Raw genomic sequence first — 18,521 nt, 5'->3', positions numbered from 1 at the left:
CCCCATAATTGACGGCTTTATTCGTCCAAACCCGTAAAAATTCCTACTCAATTCCCTGAAGCCGCCAAGGTACGGGATCGACTGACTGCCCGTGCACGTAAAGTCCCCAATGCAGGTGAGGGCCTGTGGAAGCCCCCGTTGACCCCAGAGCACCAATTACTTGACCGGCTTTCACGACATCACCTTCCTTGACATCAATCCGGCTGAGGTGCATCAAAATACTTGCTACCCCCTGACCGTGGTCGAGACCAACGACATTCCCGTGGATTTTGAACCCTTGAGATTCGCGTCCCACTAGAGACACCCGACCTGCTGCTGGTGCGACTACAGGCGAACCGTAAGCACCCGCGTAATCGACGCCGCGGTGGTAGTAGTCCTGAGCAAATACCCCATTATAGTATCGGCGAACTCCGTAAATAGTAGTAATTTCGCCGGAGTTGGGGCGCAACAATTTGCCGTCCCAAAATTTTTCGGGTGTCACCAGTGCTTTAAATGCGTCTACGCGATCGAACTCCGCATCTGTACCTTCCTCGTCTTTCCCAGGCGGTAGCCAGATGGATTGAGTGGGAAAATCTCGATCGCGCACTTGCACGCTTAACTTCTGCACTTGTCCGTCACCTGCGACTTGAACAAGGCGGGCACCGGGTTTCTCAGCAGGCGTCGTCGGCAGCAGGGCCCGAAAGCGTCCGTTGCCGATCGGAAATGCGGGGTAGTTTTTTTGCTGTAGAGACACTTTGGGAGTTTCCCCGCCGTTACCGTCAACCTGAATCATGACTGACAGCGTATCTCCCAGTTGGGGATTTGCCGGTGTTACAACTACCTGCAAAGCTTGCACCGGCAGGGCAAAACTCAGTAAGCCAGCAACAATTCCCCCGATCGAACTGGCAGTTAGCTTGTTTGCTTTCAACTGCCGCCACCGCAAAATCCTACCCGTAACTATTTCCCAACTTAGCCCGCCGTTGCCTCGACTCACACTCATTATCATCACTAGGTGTCCTTAACCTTTCTCTCGCTGAGATATTTTTAACAATCTAGACTCACTATAGCAACCCTCAATCAGTCGAAAGAAACAGCCGTAGCTAAAAAGCTTGGGAAACTCAAAGATTTGGAGATGAGAGACTAACTTAAATCAATACTTAACTTGAGGTGATAAGAATAATAAAAATTCCCGTAATGCGGGGAGGAAAAGCTGCTTAAGCCAGACGGTCACACTACGGTTTCCACCACAAATCCAGGACAGCCGAAGTTTGAGCAGAAACACTCTTTATCTATAACCGGATGGGATTATATTTTATCGACCTAGCTACTGTTGCATAAATTATAACAATTGGTATTAGTTATATCACGGCGATGCCACAGAATTATTGTTAACTCATCTGCTGTTAAATCAATGATTTCTTTGCAGTTTATTTTCCGAGAATTTTTCTCAAAGTCTTGAGTTATTGTAGCCTGTTTTTTGCAAAATACTATTGATTCTCAATTGTAAAATCTCTTCTCAAATGATATGAGATAAAACTTGAGAATTGCTATAATCTTATCACCTAGAATTATAGGGATTCAAAGGTAGCGGTGAAACCATCTAAGCTCAAGCATTCTTCCATAAATTCCTCTACATCGTTGACATTCTCAATCTGATACTCCATGATGCGTTGAGCATCGCCTTTCATCTTTTTGGAAGAAAGAGGCGTGGCCGGATATTTGGCAGCGATCGCTTTGAAAGCTTTGGAATGGATATCCCAGCTTGCAGCAGAACATTTTATGATTAAAAGCCACATGATTAAATTCCTCTTTGGGTTTGGTTTACTAACAGTCTGGCACCAGTAAAACTTAGCTCAATAGTGCCGACAAATCAAGGGATTCTGTTGTTTGGAAAAAAGCTAAAAGCCGAGCCACTATGCGAGCGACACCACCCTTAACATTAGACTCAACATTCAAAGGCATCACCGGATCGTGGAGTGATAAGCGTAACAGAAACCAGCCGGATTCACTAGCTGAGGTACAGGAAATTCGCAGACCTTCGTAGTTATTGGGAACAATTTTCCAGTCTGCTTGCGTTGAGACAAATTCTTGCAGTTGCTCAATAACGCGATATCCTTGGGCTTGGAAATCATCCACACCAAGTTTAATCCGAAATTCTGTACTTTCTTCTGGCTCTTTTAAATTCGCAATTAAATCTGGCAAAGATTGATTTGCTAGCTTTGATTTAGCCAATTCACTCAATAATTTACTGACTAAATAAGCGCCATCATCCAAAAAGTAATTTTCTTTCAAAGCCCCATGTCCAGAGGTTTCAATCGCCAGCCATGATTCCTGTCCGGCTTTATTGAGGCGTATCGACTCGTCAATCACATTTTTGTAGCCGCGTTTAAAGCGATGGTGAATCCCTTTTAAATCTTGTTCGATGAATTGTGTCAAGCCATCGGAGGTGATAGAATCGGTGACAATGGTAGAGCCTGGGTGTTCTTGTAATACGATCGCAGAAATCAAGGCAATTAAGCGATTGCGATTGAGTTCCTTGCCAACTCCATCGACGGCCGCACTGCGATCGACATCGGTATCAAAAATAATCCCAAAATCAGCTTGATGTTCAATTACCGCTTGACAAATTGACTGCATTGCCTGTTTATCTTCGGGATTTGGCACATGATTGGGGAAAGTACCATCAGGTTCTAAAAACTGACTGCCCGTGGTGTCTGCACCTAAAGGTTTTAAGACTTTATCAACATAAAAGCCGCCAGCACCATTGCCCGCATCCACAACAATTTTTAATCCTGTTAGTGGTTCCTCAAAATTATCAGGGTGATTGACTGCTTCCCTAATCTTTGTGACAAATTGGTTAGCATAAACAGAGATGAAATCATGCTTTGTAATTGTACCGGGCGATGAGGCTGGCTGAAAGTAATTGCTTTGGGCTAGTGTTAAGATATCTGTAATATCCTGCTTTTGTAACCCACCTTTGGCAGTGAAAAACTTTAAGCCATTTCGATTAAATGGCAAATGGCTAGCAGTGAGCATAATCGCGCCGTCGCAATCAAAACCAGGGGTAATGGTACTCATAAACATGGCGGGAGTTGAGGCCATTTCAAAGTCGTACACGGTTGCACCTACTGAGGCGATTCCCTCCATGACTGCTTGCATTAAGGTTGGCCCAGATAGGCGACTGTCACGCCCGATCGCGATCGTTAATTCTGCCGCTGGTTTATTGACTTTTTGCACCAGCCAACTGACAAAGGATTTACCTAAGATTGTCGCAACTTCGGGCGTTAGGTTGACTTTTTCATTGGGAACGCCTTCGAGGGCGATACCGCGAATGTCTGATCCATTTTGAAGTTTTGTCCAGTTGAAGATTTGCATAATAATAATAATTGATGGTAATTAGAAAAATAGGAGTCGGCTGTTGAAACCGATCATACAAACTTTCCTCTGCGGCCAATTCGACTGAGCGCTAGCCGAACGTCTTTCGCGGACTAAGAAATAAACAGGGGAGAAATCTCGGATTGGGTATTATTAGTCATTAGGGTGACCGAGTTTTTCAATTCAATCAGCTAATCGGCATTTAAGTTGTATTTAAAGAAACAATCCCAGTCTTGTGGGTGGGATTTGAGCAACGCCCAAAATATCCAATTGAAATGTTTAACAGCTTACTGAGAATTTTTGCCCCATCACCGCTAAGATTAAGTTCTAATTCCTTAGTCGCGTTCAACGCTGTAAATTGCCTGCAAGCGGAACTCACCATGAGGGGGAACTTCCACAATATCTGTAGCTGCATTGGTCGTTTCTACGCACAGTAAACGCTGATAATCTGCATCATCAAGGTCGGCCATATTTGCAGAAATTGTCACCCACGGATTCCACACTACGACGGATTTACTACCCGATGATTTAATGCGAATCCGGCGATTGAGGGCGCTATCGTCAATGACTAATTCATTGGTGACATCAAGATAAATGCGATCGACTTCACCTGCTACTACCACTGCACCCACTTGAGTTTTTTTGACACCACCATCAGCTTTATCAAGATACTGGCTATTTTCTAAACCTAAAACCTGTACGCGGTTGATATCGCCGACTTGGAAATAGGTGTGCAAAGCTTGGGTGAGGGGAAATGCTTTGTCGCCTAGATTGCGGGTGATTAATTCTACAGTGAGGCTGGTGCCGATCGTAATAATAATTGCCAGTTCAAAGGCTTGCGGCCAAATTGCTCTAGTTTCATCGGTATCCTTGAGTCCTAGAGTGACTTTGGTTGCGCCGTCTGCGGTTGTGGCGGTTTCTAGCACATTCCAGAGGCGATTCCGCACAAAGCCATGACTCGGACGCCCCAAAGCTTCGGGATCGGGGCCAAACCAGGGCCAACAGATGGGTATACCGCCTTTGATGGCTTTCCCTTCGGCGTAGTAGGCTTTTTCGCTGACGAACATCAAGTCTGTGGTTTCGGTGGCTGGTTGAAAGGAGAGCACTTGACCGGAATACACAGAAATTAAGGCTTTGGCTTGACCGTTGTCGATGTGAATCATCGGGAAACCACCGTTTCCGGTGGCGAAGGTGAGGTTCCCGGCAATGCCGTAGTCTGTGTTTAATTGGTCAATACTCATGCTGTTGGCTTGGTGAATTGCTTTACAATTATCCGATATTATGGTGGCTAGATTGATTAGATTGTTGAGTTTGACCTAGGAGGGTGCGATCGACACAACGATGCCCTCAGATAAACAAATTGGGAGTGCCAACCGATCGCGAGGGGATGTGCGATCGAACCCACCGGCACACCTTGCTGAGTTCTCCGCAAGCAAGCTAATGCAGCAATTCATCAAAACACGGGGCTGCCGCAAAACTCCGCATCTATTCGAGGGTTATTTCACGCGACAATTGCCAGGGATGCGCCGAAAACAGGGCAAAGAGCGCTGTCCGACTGACTGCATCGGCTAGCGTTCGCATCGAAACTTCACTTGTCAGCGGCGGAGTTTCGCCAAAACCCGGTAAGTCAAATGCGATCGCTTCCGGTTCGGCGTTACTGAATCAAGCTATGGATGACTCAGGAACAGTTCAGCCGTATTCAATTGAGAGTCGATCGACTCTCATGCGTCCCACTTCACAACTCCTGACGAGTTGGACGGATGATCATTTCGTTGACATCCACATCACCGGGTTGCTCGATGGCATAGGCAATCGCCCGGGCGATCGCATCCGCATCAATGGCGACTGAATACAACTGATTTATCCCTGATGCCGTCTCACCATGAGTTATGGTACTGGTCAACTCAGTCGCAACCGCACCGGGGGAAATGTTGGTAGAACGAATTTCACCGTTTGACTCCAGCCGCAGCCCTTCGGAAATCGCTCGCACGGCATACTTGGTAGCACAGTAAACTGCCGCCGCCGGAAATACTTTGTGTCCTGCAACCGACGACAAGTTGATTACGTGCCCTGACTTCTGTTGGCGCATAGTCGGCAGCACTGCTGCGATGCCGTAAAGTACGCCTTTAATGTTGACATCAATCATTTGATCCCACTCATCGACCTTAATCTGGTCAAGGGGAGCCAGTGGCATTAAACCGGCATTGTTGACCAGCACATCAATGCGTCCGTATGTTTCCAGCGTTGCGTCCGCCAATGCTTGCATCTGGGCGCGATCGGCAACATCGGTGACTCGATAGGCAACTGTGCCACCTGTTTTTTCGATTGCAGCCAGCAAGTCCTTGAGTCTATCTTCGCGGCGGGCAGCAAGCATCAATTTGGCTCCGCTGGCGGCTAAACGATGGGCGGTGGCTTCACCTAAACCGCTACTTGCTCCAGTAATGATCACAACCTTGTTTTGAATCTCAGACATATTCACTCCTGTTAGTTGATTAAATCGGCTGATGTCAGGGCGATGAGAACGTGCCTTGTACAGGAGGAGATCGCAGAATCAAACAAGCCTTTATTGAGCGACTGGTTTACAGAAACACTAAAAAAGTTACTCCTAGTGGATCTGTGTAAAACCGATCGCAAATCCGCTTAATTACCAAGCGCGAGCGTATTGAATTGGAGCAGGCACCGACTGACGTAGTTGCTTCGCAGCCCGCATCGGCCAATAAGGATCGCGCAGCATTTCTCTGGCAAGTAATACCATATCTGCTTGACCTGTACGGATGATGTGGTCAGCCTGCGCGGGTGCAGTAATCATGCCAACTGCTCCGGTGGCGATGTTCCCGGAGCGTCGAATGCTCTCGGCAAAGGTAGTTTGATAACCTGCACCCGTCGGAATCTTTACACCCGGTACAATTGCGCCTGAGGAACAATCGATTAAATCAACGCCCAGTGACTTTAATTTATAGCTGAGTACAATACTTTGTTCAATGTCCCAACCATTTGGAACCCAATCGGTTGCAGAAATGCGAACCCAAAGCGGTGTTCGATCCGGCAAAACATTTCGCACCGCTTCTACGACTTCACATAAAAACCGGATGCGATTCTCAAAACTGCCACCATAGTCATCTGTCCGTTGATTGCTCAAGGGAGACATAAATTCATGCAGTAGGTAGCCGTGAGCCGCATGCATCTCTATAAGGTCAAATCCTGCTTCAAGGGCGCGTTGGGCTGCGCTGACAAAGAGTGTCGTCTGCTTCTGAATGTCTTCGATACTCAGAGCGATCGGGGCGGGGGTATTGGGTTCAAAAGGAATGGCGCTAGGGGCGATCGAAGTCCATCCCCCTTGAGATTCCGAAAGCACCTCGCCGCCATCCCACGGAAGTGCTGTACTGGCTTTTCGACCTGCATGAGCAAGTTGAATTCCAGCAACCGCACCGTTGCGGTGAATTAACTCGACGATTCGCGCCAGCATTTCAATGTGAGCATCTTGCCAGATTCCCAAATCTTGCGGCGTAATTCGTCCTTCAGGCTCGACTGCTGCTGCTTCAGTCATCACCAGCCCTGCCCCTCCTACGGCTCGACTGACGAGATGAACCAGATGCCAATCATTCGCGAACCCATCAACACTGGAATATTGACACATTGGAGAAACTGCAATGCGATTTCGGAAGGTAACGCCACGTTGATCGAATGGCTCAAATAAATGCGACATGGTTGTAAACCCGTGGTTTATAAAATGCTAAAGATGTCAAGCACAGACTTTCTTGACGCTGGGAAGTTGACTGACTTCATTCCACCAAGTCCGCAGTTTCGGAGTTTGAGCGATCGTTGCTTCGTACTCTGGGGTCTGCGATAGGTAGGTGAAGGCGGGAATTAGCTAGAAATCGGCAATGCTCAGTTTGTGACCGAGCAAATACGGGTGTCCTAAAGTTAGGGACTCGATCGCCTCTAGTGAAGTCTTTACAGGTGCGACGGCAGCTTTGTCAACCTAGATCCCGAATTGACTTGTCATTTTGAGGTATCAAGAGCAACGACAAAATTACTTGTCTAAAACCTCAATCTTTATTGTTAGCAAAAGCGGGGATTACTAGAAAAAAACACAAAAGTGTCAGAGTAATTATGCAGTAGATTGGGTAAATCCGCAAGTATGGCTTGACTAAAAACGATTTCAACTAATTTTTTTTACCGATCGCCGATCGGTGAACGTACACCACGATAAAACCGCTCCCTACAAAAAAGCAATCAACATCACTCCACCCAGCCTGAAATTGATTAAAAAAAGTAACTTGATTTAATCTTTCCGCCCTCATCGGGTTGAGGTGAAACATTACCCACAATCAAGCCCCAATGGCTAGATCGACTTGCAAGAGGTTAAGCTTTTTGTGAGGAGATAAACTCTTTGGTATCAGAAAATACCTGGTTCTATAGTTGCAGTTGCCCTCGCTCCCCAACTACAGTCAACCCACTAAACATAGTCAACACATTAGACACTATAATATAACTTTATACTTTTTTCATAAAGTTGTGCAAGAAGACTTCCGACTGATCGTTGACTTAGTTCTAGTTCTCGCTGCTGCCGCAGCAGGAGGACTCTTTGCATCGCTGTTGCGACAGCCGGTAATTCTCGGGTATCTCCTGGGAGGGATCGTAATTGGGCCGGCCGGTTTGGGGCTGATTAAAGAATTAATTCAGGTAGACACCCTGGCTGAATTCGGGGTTGCTTTTCTGTTATTTGCCTTGGGAGTGGAATTTTCTTTCGCCGAACTCCAGAAAGTAAAAGCCATTAGTTTGGGCGGGGGGGGTTTGCAAATTGTGCTGACGATCGCCATTACTACTGCAATTTCCTTGGCTGTAGGCTGGGTAGAATCGCCCGCTCAAGGCGTGTTTTTAGGAGCGATTCTGTCGCTTTCTTCGACCGCAGTCGTCCTGAAATGCTTGATGGAGCGCAATGAATCCGGTACTTCCCACGGTCAAGTCATGCTGGGAATATTAGTAGTTCAAGATTTGGCTTTGGGGCTAATGCTAGCAGTTTTGCCGGCACTCAACCAGCCAGCAGAAGCGATCGGCATGACGGTAGCGTGGGCCCTGCTGCGGATCGGGTTATTTGCTGCCGGTGCTGTAGTCGCCGGCATTTGGATGGTACCGCAGTTGCTGCGCTACCTCGCGAAAACAGAAAGTCGGGAACTGTTTTTGCTGGGAGTTGTGGTTTTGGCTTTAGGGATTGCGCTGCTTACAGAATATTTGGGTTTTTCGATCGAGATGGGCGCATTTGTGGCGGGTTTAATGATTTCGGAGGTGGAATATGCCGACCAAACTCTAACTTATGTCGAGCCTTTGCGAGATATTTTTGCATCCTTATTTTTTGTCACCATCGGAATGTTAATTGACCCGGTGTTTCTGTGGAACCATCTAGAAGTAATTCTGGGACTGGTATTTATAGTATTTGTCGGCAAATTTTTGATTATAACGCCGATCGTCCGATTATTTGGCTATCCGCTAAAAACAGCATTGATCGCAGGTTTGGGCTTAGCTCAAATAGGAGAATTCTCCTTTGTACTCGCTAGTTCCGGCCAAGCTATGGGGCTGGTTTCGCGGAACGTTTACCTGTTAATTTTAGGAACTACAGCAGTCACTCTCGTGCTGACTCCGTTTGTGTTGAGAAGCGTGCCGCAGTTATTGAAATGGGCGGAAAAATTCGGGCCTTTGCAGCGCTATTTTGACGAAACATCTCAACCTGTGGCAATAGCTGAAACTTTGCCGGAACAAAATTATGTTGTGGTTTGCGGCTACGGGCGAGTCGGCAGAATTTTAGTCAAAATGCTGCAAAGCCGCAACTGTTCTGTTGTAGTGATCGACGAGTCAGAAAGTAGAATTCAAGACTGCAGAGTCCAAGGAATTCCTTACATTTACGGGAATGCTGCCAGCTTGCACGTATTGGAAGCCGCGCGGGTGGAACGGGCAAAAGCAATGGCGATCGCCCTTCCCGATCCCATGAGCACTCGCTTGTGTCTGAAGCGGGCTTTAGAATTAGTCCCGGATTTGGATATTGTGGTGCGGGCCAACAAAGATAAAGACATCGAACTGCTTTACCAACTGGGGGCCTGGGAAGTCGTGCAGCCGGAGTTTGAGGCGAGTTTAGAACTGTCTGCCCACTTGCTGGCTGGCATCGGGATCTCGGCAACCGCGATCGCGCGGGAAGTGCAGCAAATTCGCAGCAGCCGCTATCTGGAATTGCGGCCGCCGCGCGAACCTTTGGCGGTTTCGCGGGATTTGAAAGTGGCGGTTCGAGATATGAACAGCGAGTGGTACAGCTTGCCGTTAGGTTCTCCCATCGCCAGCATGACTCTGGAAGAAACTAACTTGCGGCAGTTGACAGGGGTCAGCGTGATGGCGATCGTCCGCAAGAATGGCGAGGAAATTGATTATCCTAACGGCAAGACAGCTTTGCAGTTGGGCGATCGACTTTTTGTAGTGGGAGAACCCGAAGAACTCATCAGTTTTGAGTTGCTGGCGAAGGGGGAAGTTGCAGTGCCGCAGGGCGACAGTTCTTGCCAGTGGCTGAGGCTGCCAGCAAGCAGCCCTTGGGCGGGCAAAAAACTGTCAGAGGTAGATTTGCTGACCCAGTACGGGGTGCAGGTGCGGGCGATCCGCCGGGAAGGGAAATTTACTCGCTGGCCGGACGGAACTACCAATTTGCAAGAAGGCGATCGTTTGCTGCTGTGCGGCGGCTTCTACGAACTCGGCTTGATGCAGCGGACGGCCTCGCCGCCAGTTCGGCAATCTGCTTTAAAGCTGCCTTTTATTACCGCCCAAGTCAGCGAAAAGCTGTTTAGCGATTAGGGAAGAAGGAAGAAGGAAGAAGGAAGAGGGAAGAAGGAAGAAGGAAGAAGGAAGAGGGAAGAGGGAAGGAAGAGGGAAGAAGGAAGAGGGAAGAAGGAAGAAGGAAGAGGGAAGAGGGAAGAGGGAAGAGGGAAGAGGGAAGATTTTTCCCCTCTCCCAATCTCCCCCTCCCCCACTCTCCCACTCTCCCACTCTCCCACTCTCCTCAGCCGTTGGGTTTGATATAAGCAATTGCTGGTCGCGAAATCAGAATTTGTTGTTCTGAGGCATCGAGGAGGCAAATGCAGCTATGATCCTGCCAAAAAATTCTGCCCGCTAGTAAGTCGCCAGTAAGGAGTTTGATCTCCACCTGTTCTTTGTCTTTGATGTAGCTTTGTATTAAGCGAACGCTGGGCAATCCGGTTTCAAATTCAGACATAGTTCAGAAAAATATAGTCAAATATTACCTTAAACCATATTCTTCTGTTTATACGGTTTAAACGGTACTGGCCCAACTACAAGCGCCTCTACTCGATGAAGGATAAACCCATTGGCCGCTACTTTTCGACAGATCTTCATTGAGCCATTGACATCAGCATTAATTAGATATCGCTGTGGAGTTATAAATATTATATGTCTTGATATTGCACTAGAAAGGACGATAAATTGCATAAAGTTTTATAATAGTGGGAAATTGGTAATTTGGCGATCGAATTATCTAATCAGTTTTAACCAAAAGAGGTTTGTTTTTATGCCGATCGAGTTTGCGAAGTATCAGGGGCTGGGAAATGATTTTATTCTGATTGACAACCGCCACTCGTCAGAACCGGCGATTACACCAGAACAAGCTGTGGATTTGTGCGATCGACATTTCGGGATTGGCGCAGACGGCGCGATATTTGCTCTTCCGGGTCAAAACGGCACAGACTATACGATGCGGATTTTTAACTCCGACGGTTCGGAACCGGAAATGTGCGGCAACGGGATTCGCTGTTTGGCTAAGTTTATCGCCGATTTGGAAGCGTCGGAAATTCACGCCCCCCAACCCCCCCAAGCTTCGGGAGGGAGTGCATCTAAGACTGAGTACCGGATTCATACCGGTGCGGGCGTTATTATCACCGAATTGCGATCGGACGGTCAGGTTAAGGTGGATATGGGAGTTCCCCGGCTGCTGGCTGCGGAAATTCCGACAACTTTGGCCGCACCGGATGCGAAAGTTATTGATGTGCCGATCGAAGTTGCTGATAAATCTTGGTCTGTTACCTGCGTCAGCATGGGAAATCCCCACTGCATTACGTTTGTAGAGGATGTTTCGGCTGTTGCTTTAGAAACTGTCGGGCCTCAATTCGAGCACAACAAAGCCTTCCCGCAGCGTACCAATACGGAATTTATTCAAGTGGTACGTTCGGACTATGTAAAAATGCGGGTGTGGGAAAGAGGCGCAGGTGTTACTCTAGCTTGTGGGACTGGTGCTTGTGCTGCTGTGGTAGCTGGAGTGTTGGTAGGGAAGTGCGATCGGGCAACTGCGGTTGAACTCCCCGGCGGCGTTTTGGAAATCGAATGGGCAGAAGTGTCTGGGCGGATTTACATGACCGGACCGGCACAGCTAGTATTTACTGGTTGTATTAGTGATTAGTTATTAGTCATCAGTCATCAGTCATCAGTTATCAGTTATTATTAGGCATCAGTCACTCGTCAGAAGGATTTTTTTGTTGAATCAACAAACAATAAAAATTATTGAATTCAAAATTTGTATTGAATTCTAACCAATGCCTTCTGCCTTTACAAGTTATTTGCTGCGGACTGAAGACTGAAGACTAATAACTAAGCCTGAAATCTAAAATCTAAAATCTAAAATCTAAAATCTAAAATTAAGTAGGTGGGCTGGCATGGCTGGAGGTATTTATCTGATTCAGGACGACGACAGGCTGGTAGAAATGATGGAACAGCCCTACGACTCGGAAGACCAATTACAAGACTTGCTAGTAACTTATCCTAATTTGATCCCGGGAGACCAAATCGATCGGGCTACGGCGCGCAGGTGGCTGTTAATTTCGCGGGAAGCTGCACCCAGCGATGAGGAAACAGCGGTGCAGTGGTCGCTGGATCATTTGTTTCTCGACCAAAATGCAGTTCCTACTTTGGTGGATGTCCGGCGAACTCTTAATGCCGAACTGCGACAAAAAGTGTTGGGTCAGTCGATCGACTATGCTGCTAATGCGTTGTTTTACTGGCCTGTCGATTCAATTATTGCTCTGTTTGAAGCTAATTGTCGCGATCGGGGTCGCGATCCCGAACAGATTTTTGAAGAGTTTCTCGGTGCGGATGCTAATGAAGACCGATTTTGGCAGAAGGTTAAAACTAATTTGCAAGCGGGTAAAGTTCGCTTAGTGTTTGTAGCTGACGAGATTTCCGCTGAAATGCGCCGAGTTGTGGAATTTCTCAACGAACAAATGGACCCGGTTGAAGTTTTGGCCCTGGAAATTAAGCAGTATGTAAGTGAAGACGGCCTCAGAACTTTGGTTCCCAGAGTGATCGGTCAGACAGCGGAAGCACAGCAGAAAAAATCCAGCGCAACACGCGAAAGAAGGCGCTGGGATGAATCTTCATTTTTTGCGGAAATCAAAGCTAGACGGGGCGCGGACGAGGCGCAAATGGCAAAAGCAATTTACCTTTGGGCAAAAAGTCAAGAACCCGAAGTTCAAATCCACTGGGGAACGGGGGATGCCTACGGCGGTTTCGCCGCTCAATTGCCTCAAAGGGGAAGAAAACCCTATCAGCTATTCACTGTAGATATTGCTGGCAGAATGGAGATTTCTGCTGACAATTACGGTTCCGGGCCGCCGTTTAATGCGGAAGAAAATTGGCTGGAATTGAGAAGCAAGCTGAGTTCGATCGGTCTGTCGCTACCTATAGAACCGGGCGAGAGAAGGTCGCCGAGTCTGGCTTTGTTTACTTTGCAAGATGAATCTGCCCTCAAGCAAGTTATGCAAACTTTTGACTGGGTGATTGAGCAAATTAAAACGTTATAGTTAGTTGTCATTTGTCAGTTGTCAGTTGTCCGTTGATAATTGGTTATTATCACCAACAAATAACCAATAACAACTAACAACTAACAACCCACACATAACCACTAACTAATGACTAATATCGAATGTTTGCTTGTTTCATGCGCCGCAATGCTTCTCCCAGTCGATCGCAATCTGCAATTAAACTAATTCTCACATATCCTTCGCCGCCCGGCCCAAAAGCATTCCCAGGAGTCACCACAACACCGGTTTGCTGCAAAACATTCAGGGCAAAATCAGTCGAACTCATGCCCGGAGTGCAGGGAACCCAAAGATACATTGCAGCCAGAGGTTTCGGAATATTCCAACCTAATTCTGCCAATCCTTCCACCATGAAATCCCGGCGAGTCCTGTAACGATTCTGCACTTCGTGCAAGTAACTGTCGGGCAATTGCAGTGCTGTTTCTGCTGCTGTTTGCAATGCGGAAAATATACCGTAATCTAGGTTAGTTTTTAAGGTCCGCAAACCTTGAATAATCTTGCTATTTCCTACTACAAAACCGACTCGCCAGCCGGCCATATTGTAGGTTTTGGACATGGTGTGAAATTCGACACCGATTTCTTTACCGCCGGGAATTTCTAATAAACTTGTCGGTTGATAGCCGTCAAAGGCTAATTCCGCATAACACAAGTCGTGAACCAGCAAGATTTGATGTTTGTGTGCGAAAGCAACAATATCTTTGTAAAATTCGCGGGGTGCTGTTGCTCCAGTCGGATTACTGGGATAATTGAAATAGAGTATTTTGGCTTGTTCGGCTACGCTGTCGGGAATGTCGGCTAAGTCAATTACCCAGTCATTTTCTGGTTTGAGAATGATGTTGTGAACTTTTGCACCAGCGATAATCGGGCCGCGAAATAATACGGGATAAGCGGGACTTGGTACTAATATTAAGTCCCCTGGATTGATATAGGCGATCGCAAAATGTGCTAAACCTTCTTTAGAACCCAACAAAGGCAATGCTTCGCTTTCTGGATCGAGTTCAACGTTGTAGCGGCGGCTGTACCATTTAGTAATAGTACGGCGGAAACTGGCAGTTCCTTCAAATGGTGGATAGCCGTGATTTGCAGGATTTTGGATGGCTGCGACGGCGGCTTCTACTACTGGTTGAGGAGTGGCACCGTCGGGGTTTCCCATTCCTAAGTCTATTAAATCGAGTCCTTGTTCGCGGGCGCGGGCTTTGAGTTCGTCGAGACGGGCAAATACGTAGGGCGGTAGTTTTTGCAACCTGTCAGCAGGGGTAATCCAATCCAAGGTCATTTATTTTTTGTCAGTTGTCAGTTTTCCTGGTTTGTAGTAAGGACTTTCGTCCTTGCTAGCACAGCCTTTTCAGGACTAAAGTCCTTACTACAAACTGTTTTAATTCTTAATCTTTAATTCTCCCACAGGTGCGGTGGTAGAAACCATCGCTGCCATTAATTGTTGGGGAACAACTTTAAAAGGCAGTCGGTGGATGTCGGAATTAGGATTGCAGGCTATGTCGGCGGCGCGCTGCAATTCTGTGAGGGTAATGTCTCCGAGTCCGAGGTTGTCTAAAGTTTGGGGCAATCCAATCTCGGCATAGAATTTTAGCAGTTGCTGTCTGGCGCTAGCGGCGAGTTGATTGTTTTGCAGCATTTCTTCTAGCCGCAGTTGTACTAAAATGCCGTAGGCGACTTTTTCGCCGTGCAATGTGCCGTGACTTGCTAATAGATGAGTTAGGCCGTTGTGGACGGCGTGGGCGGCGACGGTGCGGCATTGGGCACCGCCAATTCCGCCGATTACTCCTGCTAGCAATACGGCTGCATCGGTGACTTCTTGCCAGGTTTCGCTACCGGGTTCTTTGAGGGCGGCGGCTGATTTTTGGAATAAAATATCGCGCAGTATTCTAGCTTGTTGGACGGCCGAAATTATCAGGGTTTGTTCGGAGTGTCCGCTGCTGACTGATGCTTCGTACCATTTGGCGATCGCATCTCCAATTCCTGCTACTAATGTCCGCTGCGGTGCGGTTTGAATCAAACCGTAATCGAGTATTAATAAGTCTGGACATCTGGCTAATGTGACATCGTATTGGAATGCACCTTGTTCTGAATAAATGTTAGAAAGGGCTGTCCAAGCGGCACAGGTGGCTGCTGATGTGGGTATTGTGACGATCGGGATTTTGCACTGATGGGCGACGAGTTTTGCTGCGTCTAAGGCTTTGCCGCCGCCTACTCCGATGATGAAATCGGCTTCATGGGTGGCGGCTGCTGCGCGGAGGGTTTCGAGGCTTCTTTCGCTGCAATCCTTGCCGTATGCTGTTTCGGCGGATTGTAACTGCTGCTGTTGGAGGATTGGTTGCAGGTAGGGTTGGGTGGCGGCGAGGGAGTTGCTGCCGCCGACGATTAGCGGCCGCTTTCCGCAACGGGCGATCGCATCTCCGGCTTGTGCGATCGCCGATCGACCCCGCAATACACAGGCGGGAGCAATTGTCAAGGAATAAATTGCTGGTGCGGTGGCGGTTTTGGTACTTTGGGTTTGAGTCATCGAACCACTGGATAAGTGACGAGAAGGTTGACGCTTTGCAGGATTGCTGGATTTTATAGGATAACTCTAACTCATGTTGGGCGATCGGGTAAGTTTTGTAAAGTTTTTATTAAGTATTGTTGGGCTGTTGGGGGATGGGAGGGGGGAGTTGAGGGGAGTTGGGGAGTATTCACCCAATTGTAGACTTCCAATTCGATCGTTTTAATGATTTATGTTGCATAGTGCTGAAAGGACAGATGCTTTGTTTCAGCATAACAATTGTCGATCAAAGGGCTTTACAGTGTTTGATAGGTTCTTTGTTGATCGCTGTTGTCAGAGAAGGAGCTAGTCACGGTATGCTCTGCTTTTATACCAGCCTCAATCAGTAATTGGCTTAAAGCTTCCTCGAAGTTATCCTCTTCAATTACAACTTGACGATCAATTAAACAAGCATGAAACAGAATGGTGTCAATCCAGCGCTGTTTATCCCAGCCTGTCGCGAGAACCAAAAAGTGACCCGACTCGACATCACAGACGGAGTAAAGCTCGATCGCCTGTAAACGGGGTTGCGCGCGAGTTGCTTCTTGCAAGGTTTTTTTAAGAATGTCTGCATAGGCTAGTGAGTTATCCATTGGAGAATCGCATCGCCTCTTGACTTGGTTCGTAAACTAATAAGTTGATTTTATTTCGCTGGACAGCTAACTAAAAAATGGGTTTTTGAAAGTGCTTAATGTAGATCGCTTGCTCACTGCTAAAAACAACTGACGCTCCGGTTCTTGCTCTTCTAATGCCCATTGGTAGAGCCTACGCCGACATCGTTTTTTCCAGTTCGCTAATTACTGATGGTGAATCGAAGTCTTTGATTTCAACAGCGATTTTATGCCCTTCTTTTTCGGCAGCGAAAAACTTTTCTGAGCCTAAGTCTGCTTTCCAAATAGCCTGCTATAACACTAATACTAAAGGATCGTCCGTAATTGTCCACCGTCTTTTTCGAGGGTGCGACGCAAGGAGAAATGTAAATTATCGCGTCTAGACATTCGATATTCGATAATTTAGGTTAGGAAAGATCGGCACGAATCTCTTGAACTCTCATGTCTTGTTGACATACATCAGCGATCTGCGGTATTTTATGGTTTTATGACGTATTGTACCGGATCTGCGACACAGTGAATATTTTATGGCAGAAAAGTTAACTGTAACAGGAAATAAAGATACTTGGTATCCAGCTTCAATCAATAATTTAGAAAACCATTTAGGTCACTTAATCAAAGAAAATAGCTACTTTCAGAGTACGGATATAACGCCTCTTAAGAAGAATATTGCTTATAGCTTGCAATATCTGGAATTTCTCGATAGGCTACTCAAATATATCAAATTAAGCAGTCCTTTGGAAAAACAGAATATTAAATCTTTTGTTGTCTATGGTGCTTCAATAATCGAAGCTCTCTTCTATTACATTATTGTTAGTGCGGGTAAGATGAAAAAAACAGAGTGGCAGTCTTACAAAAAGCTGACGAGCACTGAGTATGACGTTAAAGGAGACAAATTTCATAATGAAACTGAGATATTTATTAAGGTTTCACCTCCAATAGATATGAAAATGACGTTACACGATATGTGCAAAAAAGTTGAAGACAAAAAAATGCTTGGTGAGGTAGGAGACTTGTATAAAGAAATCAGTAAAATCAGAAAACTAAGGAATAAGATTCACATCCAGGGTATTGAGCATTCAACAGATACAGATTGGTGGAATTTTAACCATAGTGAATTTGAGTTGATGAAGAGAGTTATTTACGGTATTCTAACATCCCCTCGATTCTCAAGTAGTTCTCCCAGTTCCTTATTTAATTATCTGAAGTGAACGCGGCGAGCTAACAACTGCGCTGCACCGGAACCTACAAAAAAGGTCGGCTTAGATGCAAATATTACTTGTCCCAGATGAACGCGAACTTTACATTTTTTCGCGACAAGTGAAACACGACGATCGCCCGCAACTTCTCTCGCTTGCTCGCCCCTTTCCCATATCCTAGAAAAACACAGGCACGGCCAAGGCTCAAATCAGCTCGGGATCGATCGCCTTCTCTGTGCGATCGCGCAGGAAACCATCCCTAGTTGATGATGGTTGTAACAGAATTTGTGGGATTATGATTTCTGTGCAATCAGCCTTCTTGCCTTCATGCCAACGAATGATTCTGACATACAAATCCAAGCGCGAAGAATTCTAGACGCGATTGCTTTCATCCCTTTTGAGCAATGTCAACCCTTGACCCGTGGGTTTGAGAGCATTCCTGCGCGTCCTGGCATTTATGCAATCAGGCACAGAACTGATGGATTGCTCTACATCGGTAAAACCAAGAGCTTACGAGGTCGCTTCAGTGGTGGACACAAAGCTTTTTTGTGGGCATGGCTCGATAAATATAGCGATGAAGACATAGGAATTGCAGTACAGACAATTTCTCACGCTTGAGAACCCTGCGTTACTATTGGAGCTAGAAGCCATCATTCTAAGAGCTGCTGAACCCCCTTACAACGTCCAAATTCTAACTGAGATGTAAAGCCATGCAAGCCAAACTTCAAGAGCAACTTTCCCTCGCTGATGCCGAAGTTATTTTAGGACGTTTTCCTGAACGAATTCGTGCTGCCCTAATTGCTCGTGCTGCTGAAATTGAATACCCAATCGAAGCAGTCATTGAGATGGCGATCGCTAGTTTCCTTGACACAGAGGCATTAGGTTTTGCAGATTGCAAACCAGGACGCGGACAATAACAGCGTCAAGTGGCGATCGCCGCGGTCTAACAACCCGG

General features: G+C 46.8%; 18 protein-coding genes. 7 read left to right on the top strand and 11 right to left on the bottom strand.

Going from position 1 to position 18,521, the window contains the following annotated elements; translation table 11 throughout:
- Positions 1 to 43 precede the first annotated feature (43 nt).
- The 4 genes from QUA20_RS19095 to QUA20_RS19080 all read right to left on the bottom strand — a co-directional run bounded on the left by QUA20_RS19095 (position 44) and on the right by QUA20_RS19080 (position 4,595).
- Complete coding sequence (locus QUA20_RS19095; RefSeq protein WP_333190643.1) at positions 44 to 985, bottom strand: M23 family metallopeptidase; 942 nt, start codon at positions 983 to 985, stop codon at positions 44 to 46.
- Positions 986 to 1,547: 562 nt separating this feature from the next.
- On the bottom strand, positions 1,548 to 1,775 hold the full coding sequence (locus QUA20_RS19090) for a hypothetical protein (RefSeq protein ID WP_172186733.1): 228 nt from the start codon (positions 1,773 to 1,775) through the stop codon (positions 1,548 to 1,550).
- A 52-nt stretch (positions 1,776 to 1,827) separates the two neighbouring features.
- The gene (locus tag QUA20_RS19085) at positions 1,828 to 3,354 is read right to left on the bottom strand and encodes a phosphomannomutase/phosphoglucomutase (protein WP_333190642.1); all 1,527 of its coding nucleotides are present in this window, start codon (positions 3,352 to 3,354) and stop codon (positions 1,828 to 1,830) included.
- A gap of 335 nt (positions 3,355 to 3,689) precedes the next feature.
- A complete protein-coding gene (locus QUA20_RS19080; RefSeq protein WP_333190641.1) occupies positions 3,690 to 4,595 on the bottom strand; it encodes a D-hexose-6-phosphate mutarotase in 906 nt (301 codons plus the stop codon).
- A gap of 100 nt (positions 4,596 to 4,695) precedes the next feature.
- On the opposite strand from QUA20_RS19080, the gene QUA20_RS19075 reads away from it, so the two are divergent.
- Complete coding sequence (locus tag QUA20_RS19075) at positions 4,696 to 4,926, top strand: hypothetical protein (protein WP_333190640.1); 231 nt, start codon at positions 4,696 to 4,698, stop codon at positions 4,924 to 4,926.
- 163 nt (positions 4,927 to 5,089) lie between these two features.
- On the opposite strand, the gene QUA20_RS19070 is transcribed toward QUA20_RS19075, so the two are convergent.
- Positions 5,090 to 5,827 carry an SDR family oxidoreductase gene (locus QUA20_RS19070; protein WP_333190639.1) on the bottom strand — a complete coding sequence of 246 codons (738 nt, stop codon included), beginning with the start codon at positions 5,825 to 5,827 and terminating at the stop codon, positions 5,090 to 5,092.
- 171 nt (positions 5,828 to 5,998) lie between these two features.
- Complete coding sequence (locus QUA20_RS19065; protein WP_333190638.1) at positions 5,999 to 7,060, bottom strand: NADH:flavin oxidoreductase/NADH oxidase; 1,062 nt, start codon at positions 7,058 to 7,060, stop codon at positions 5,999 to 6,001.
- 812 nt (positions 7,061 to 7,872) lie between these two features.
- Between QUA20_RS19065 and QUA20_RS19060 the strand changes: the two genes are divergently transcribed.
- On the top strand, positions 7,873 to 10,188 hold the full coding sequence (locus QUA20_RS19060) for a cation:proton antiporter domain-containing protein (RefSeq protein ID WP_333190637.1): 2,316 nt from the start codon (positions 7,873 to 7,875) through the stop codon (positions 10,186 to 10,188).
- 205 nt (positions 10,189 to 10,393) lie between these two features.
- Here the strand turns inward: QUA20_RS19060 and QUA20_RS19055 are convergent, their stop codons facing one another.
- Positions 10,394 to 10,606 (bottom strand): Hfq-related RNA-binding protein, encoded by a 213-nt coding sequence (locus tag QUA20_RS19055; RefSeq protein WP_333190636.1) that lies wholly within the window; start codon positions 10,604 to 10,606, stop codon positions 10,394 to 10,396.
- 312 nt (positions 10,607 to 10,918) lie between these two features.
- Here QUA20_RS19055 and dapF point away from each other — a divergent pair, with 312 nt between their 5' ends.
- Both dapF and QUA20_RS19045 read left to right on the top strand, forming a co-directional pair.
- Complete coding sequence (dapF, locus tag QUA20_RS19050) at positions 10,919 to 11,803, top strand: diaminopimelate epimerase (RefSeq protein WP_333190635.1); 885 nt, start codon at positions 10,919 to 10,921, stop codon at positions 11,801 to 11,803.
- 253 nt (positions 11,804 to 12,056) lie between these two features.
- On the top strand, positions 12,057 to 13,199 hold the full coding sequence (locus tag QUA20_RS19045; RefSeq protein ID WP_333190634.1) for a hypothetical protein: 1,143 nt from the start codon (positions 12,057 to 12,059) through the stop codon (positions 13,197 to 13,199).
- Between the two features lie 112 nt (positions 13,200 to 13,311).
- Here the strand turns inward: QUA20_RS19045 and QUA20_RS19040 are convergent, their stop codons facing one another.
- From QUA20_RS19040 to QUA20_RS19025, 4 genes are all read right to left on the bottom strand, one after another.
- On the bottom strand, positions 13,312 to 14,493 hold the full coding sequence (locus QUA20_RS19040; RefSeq protein WP_333190633.1) for an aspartate aminotransferase: 1,182 nt from the start codon (positions 14,491 to 14,493) through the stop codon (positions 13,312 to 13,314).
- Positions 14,494 to 14,592: 99 nt separating this feature from the next.
- Positions 14,593 to 15,738 carry an iron-containing alcohol dehydrogenase family protein gene (locus QUA20_RS19035; protein ID WP_333190632.1) on the bottom strand — a complete coding sequence of 382 codons (1,146 nt, stop codon included), beginning with the start codon at positions 15,736 to 15,738 and terminating at the stop codon, positions 14,593 to 14,595.
- Between the two features lie 275 nt (positions 15,739 to 16,013).
- Positions 16,014 to 16,349 (bottom strand): element excision factor XisI family protein, encoded by a 336-nt coding sequence (locus QUA20_RS19030; RefSeq protein ID WP_333190631.1) that lies wholly within the window; start codon positions 16,347 to 16,349, stop codon positions 16,014 to 16,016.
- 172 nt (positions 16,350 to 16,521) lie between these two features.
- Positions 16,522 to 16,593: a hypothetical protein gene (locus QUA20_RS19025; RefSeq protein ID WP_333190663.1), complete on the bottom strand. Its 72-nt coding sequence runs from the start codon at positions 16,591 to 16,593 to the stop codon at positions 16,522 to 16,524.
- Between the two features lie 301 nt (positions 16,594 to 16,894).
- Here QUA20_RS19025 and QUA20_RS19020 point away from each other — a divergent pair, with 301 nt between their 5' ends.
- The 3 genes from QUA20_RS19020 (at position 16,895) to QUA20_RS19010 (ending at position 18,483) form a co-directional block, all read left to right on the top strand.
- Positions 16,895 to 17,578 (top strand): hypothetical protein, encoded by a 684-nt coding sequence (locus QUA20_RS19020; RefSeq protein ID WP_333190630.1) that lies wholly within the window; start codon positions 16,895 to 16,897, stop codon positions 17,576 to 17,578.
- A 315-nt stretch (positions 17,579 to 17,893) separates the two neighbouring features.
- The gene (locus QUA20_RS19015; RefSeq protein ID WP_333190662.1) at positions 17,894 to 18,184 is read left to right on the top strand and encodes a GIY-YIG nuclease family protein; all 291 of its coding nucleotides are present in this window, start codon (positions 17,894 to 17,896) and stop codon (positions 18,182 to 18,184) included.
- 92 nt (positions 18,185 to 18,276) lie between these two features.
- Complete coding sequence (locus QUA20_RS19010; RefSeq protein ID WP_006631417.1) at positions 18,277 to 18,483, top strand: hypothetical protein; 207 nt, start codon at positions 18,277 to 18,279, stop codon at positions 18,481 to 18,483.
- Positions 18,484 to 18,521 lie beyond the last annotated feature (38 nt).

The sequence above is a fragment of the Microcoleus sp. Pol7_A1 genome, assembly GCF_036701085.1.
Taxonomy (GTDB): domain Bacteria; phylum Cyanobacteriota; class Cyanobacteriia; order Cyanobacteriales; family Microcoleaceae; genus Microcoleus; species Microcoleus asticus.
Note: the sequence above shows the minus strand (reverse complement) of the source record. Positions and strands in the feature narration are given on the sequence as shown.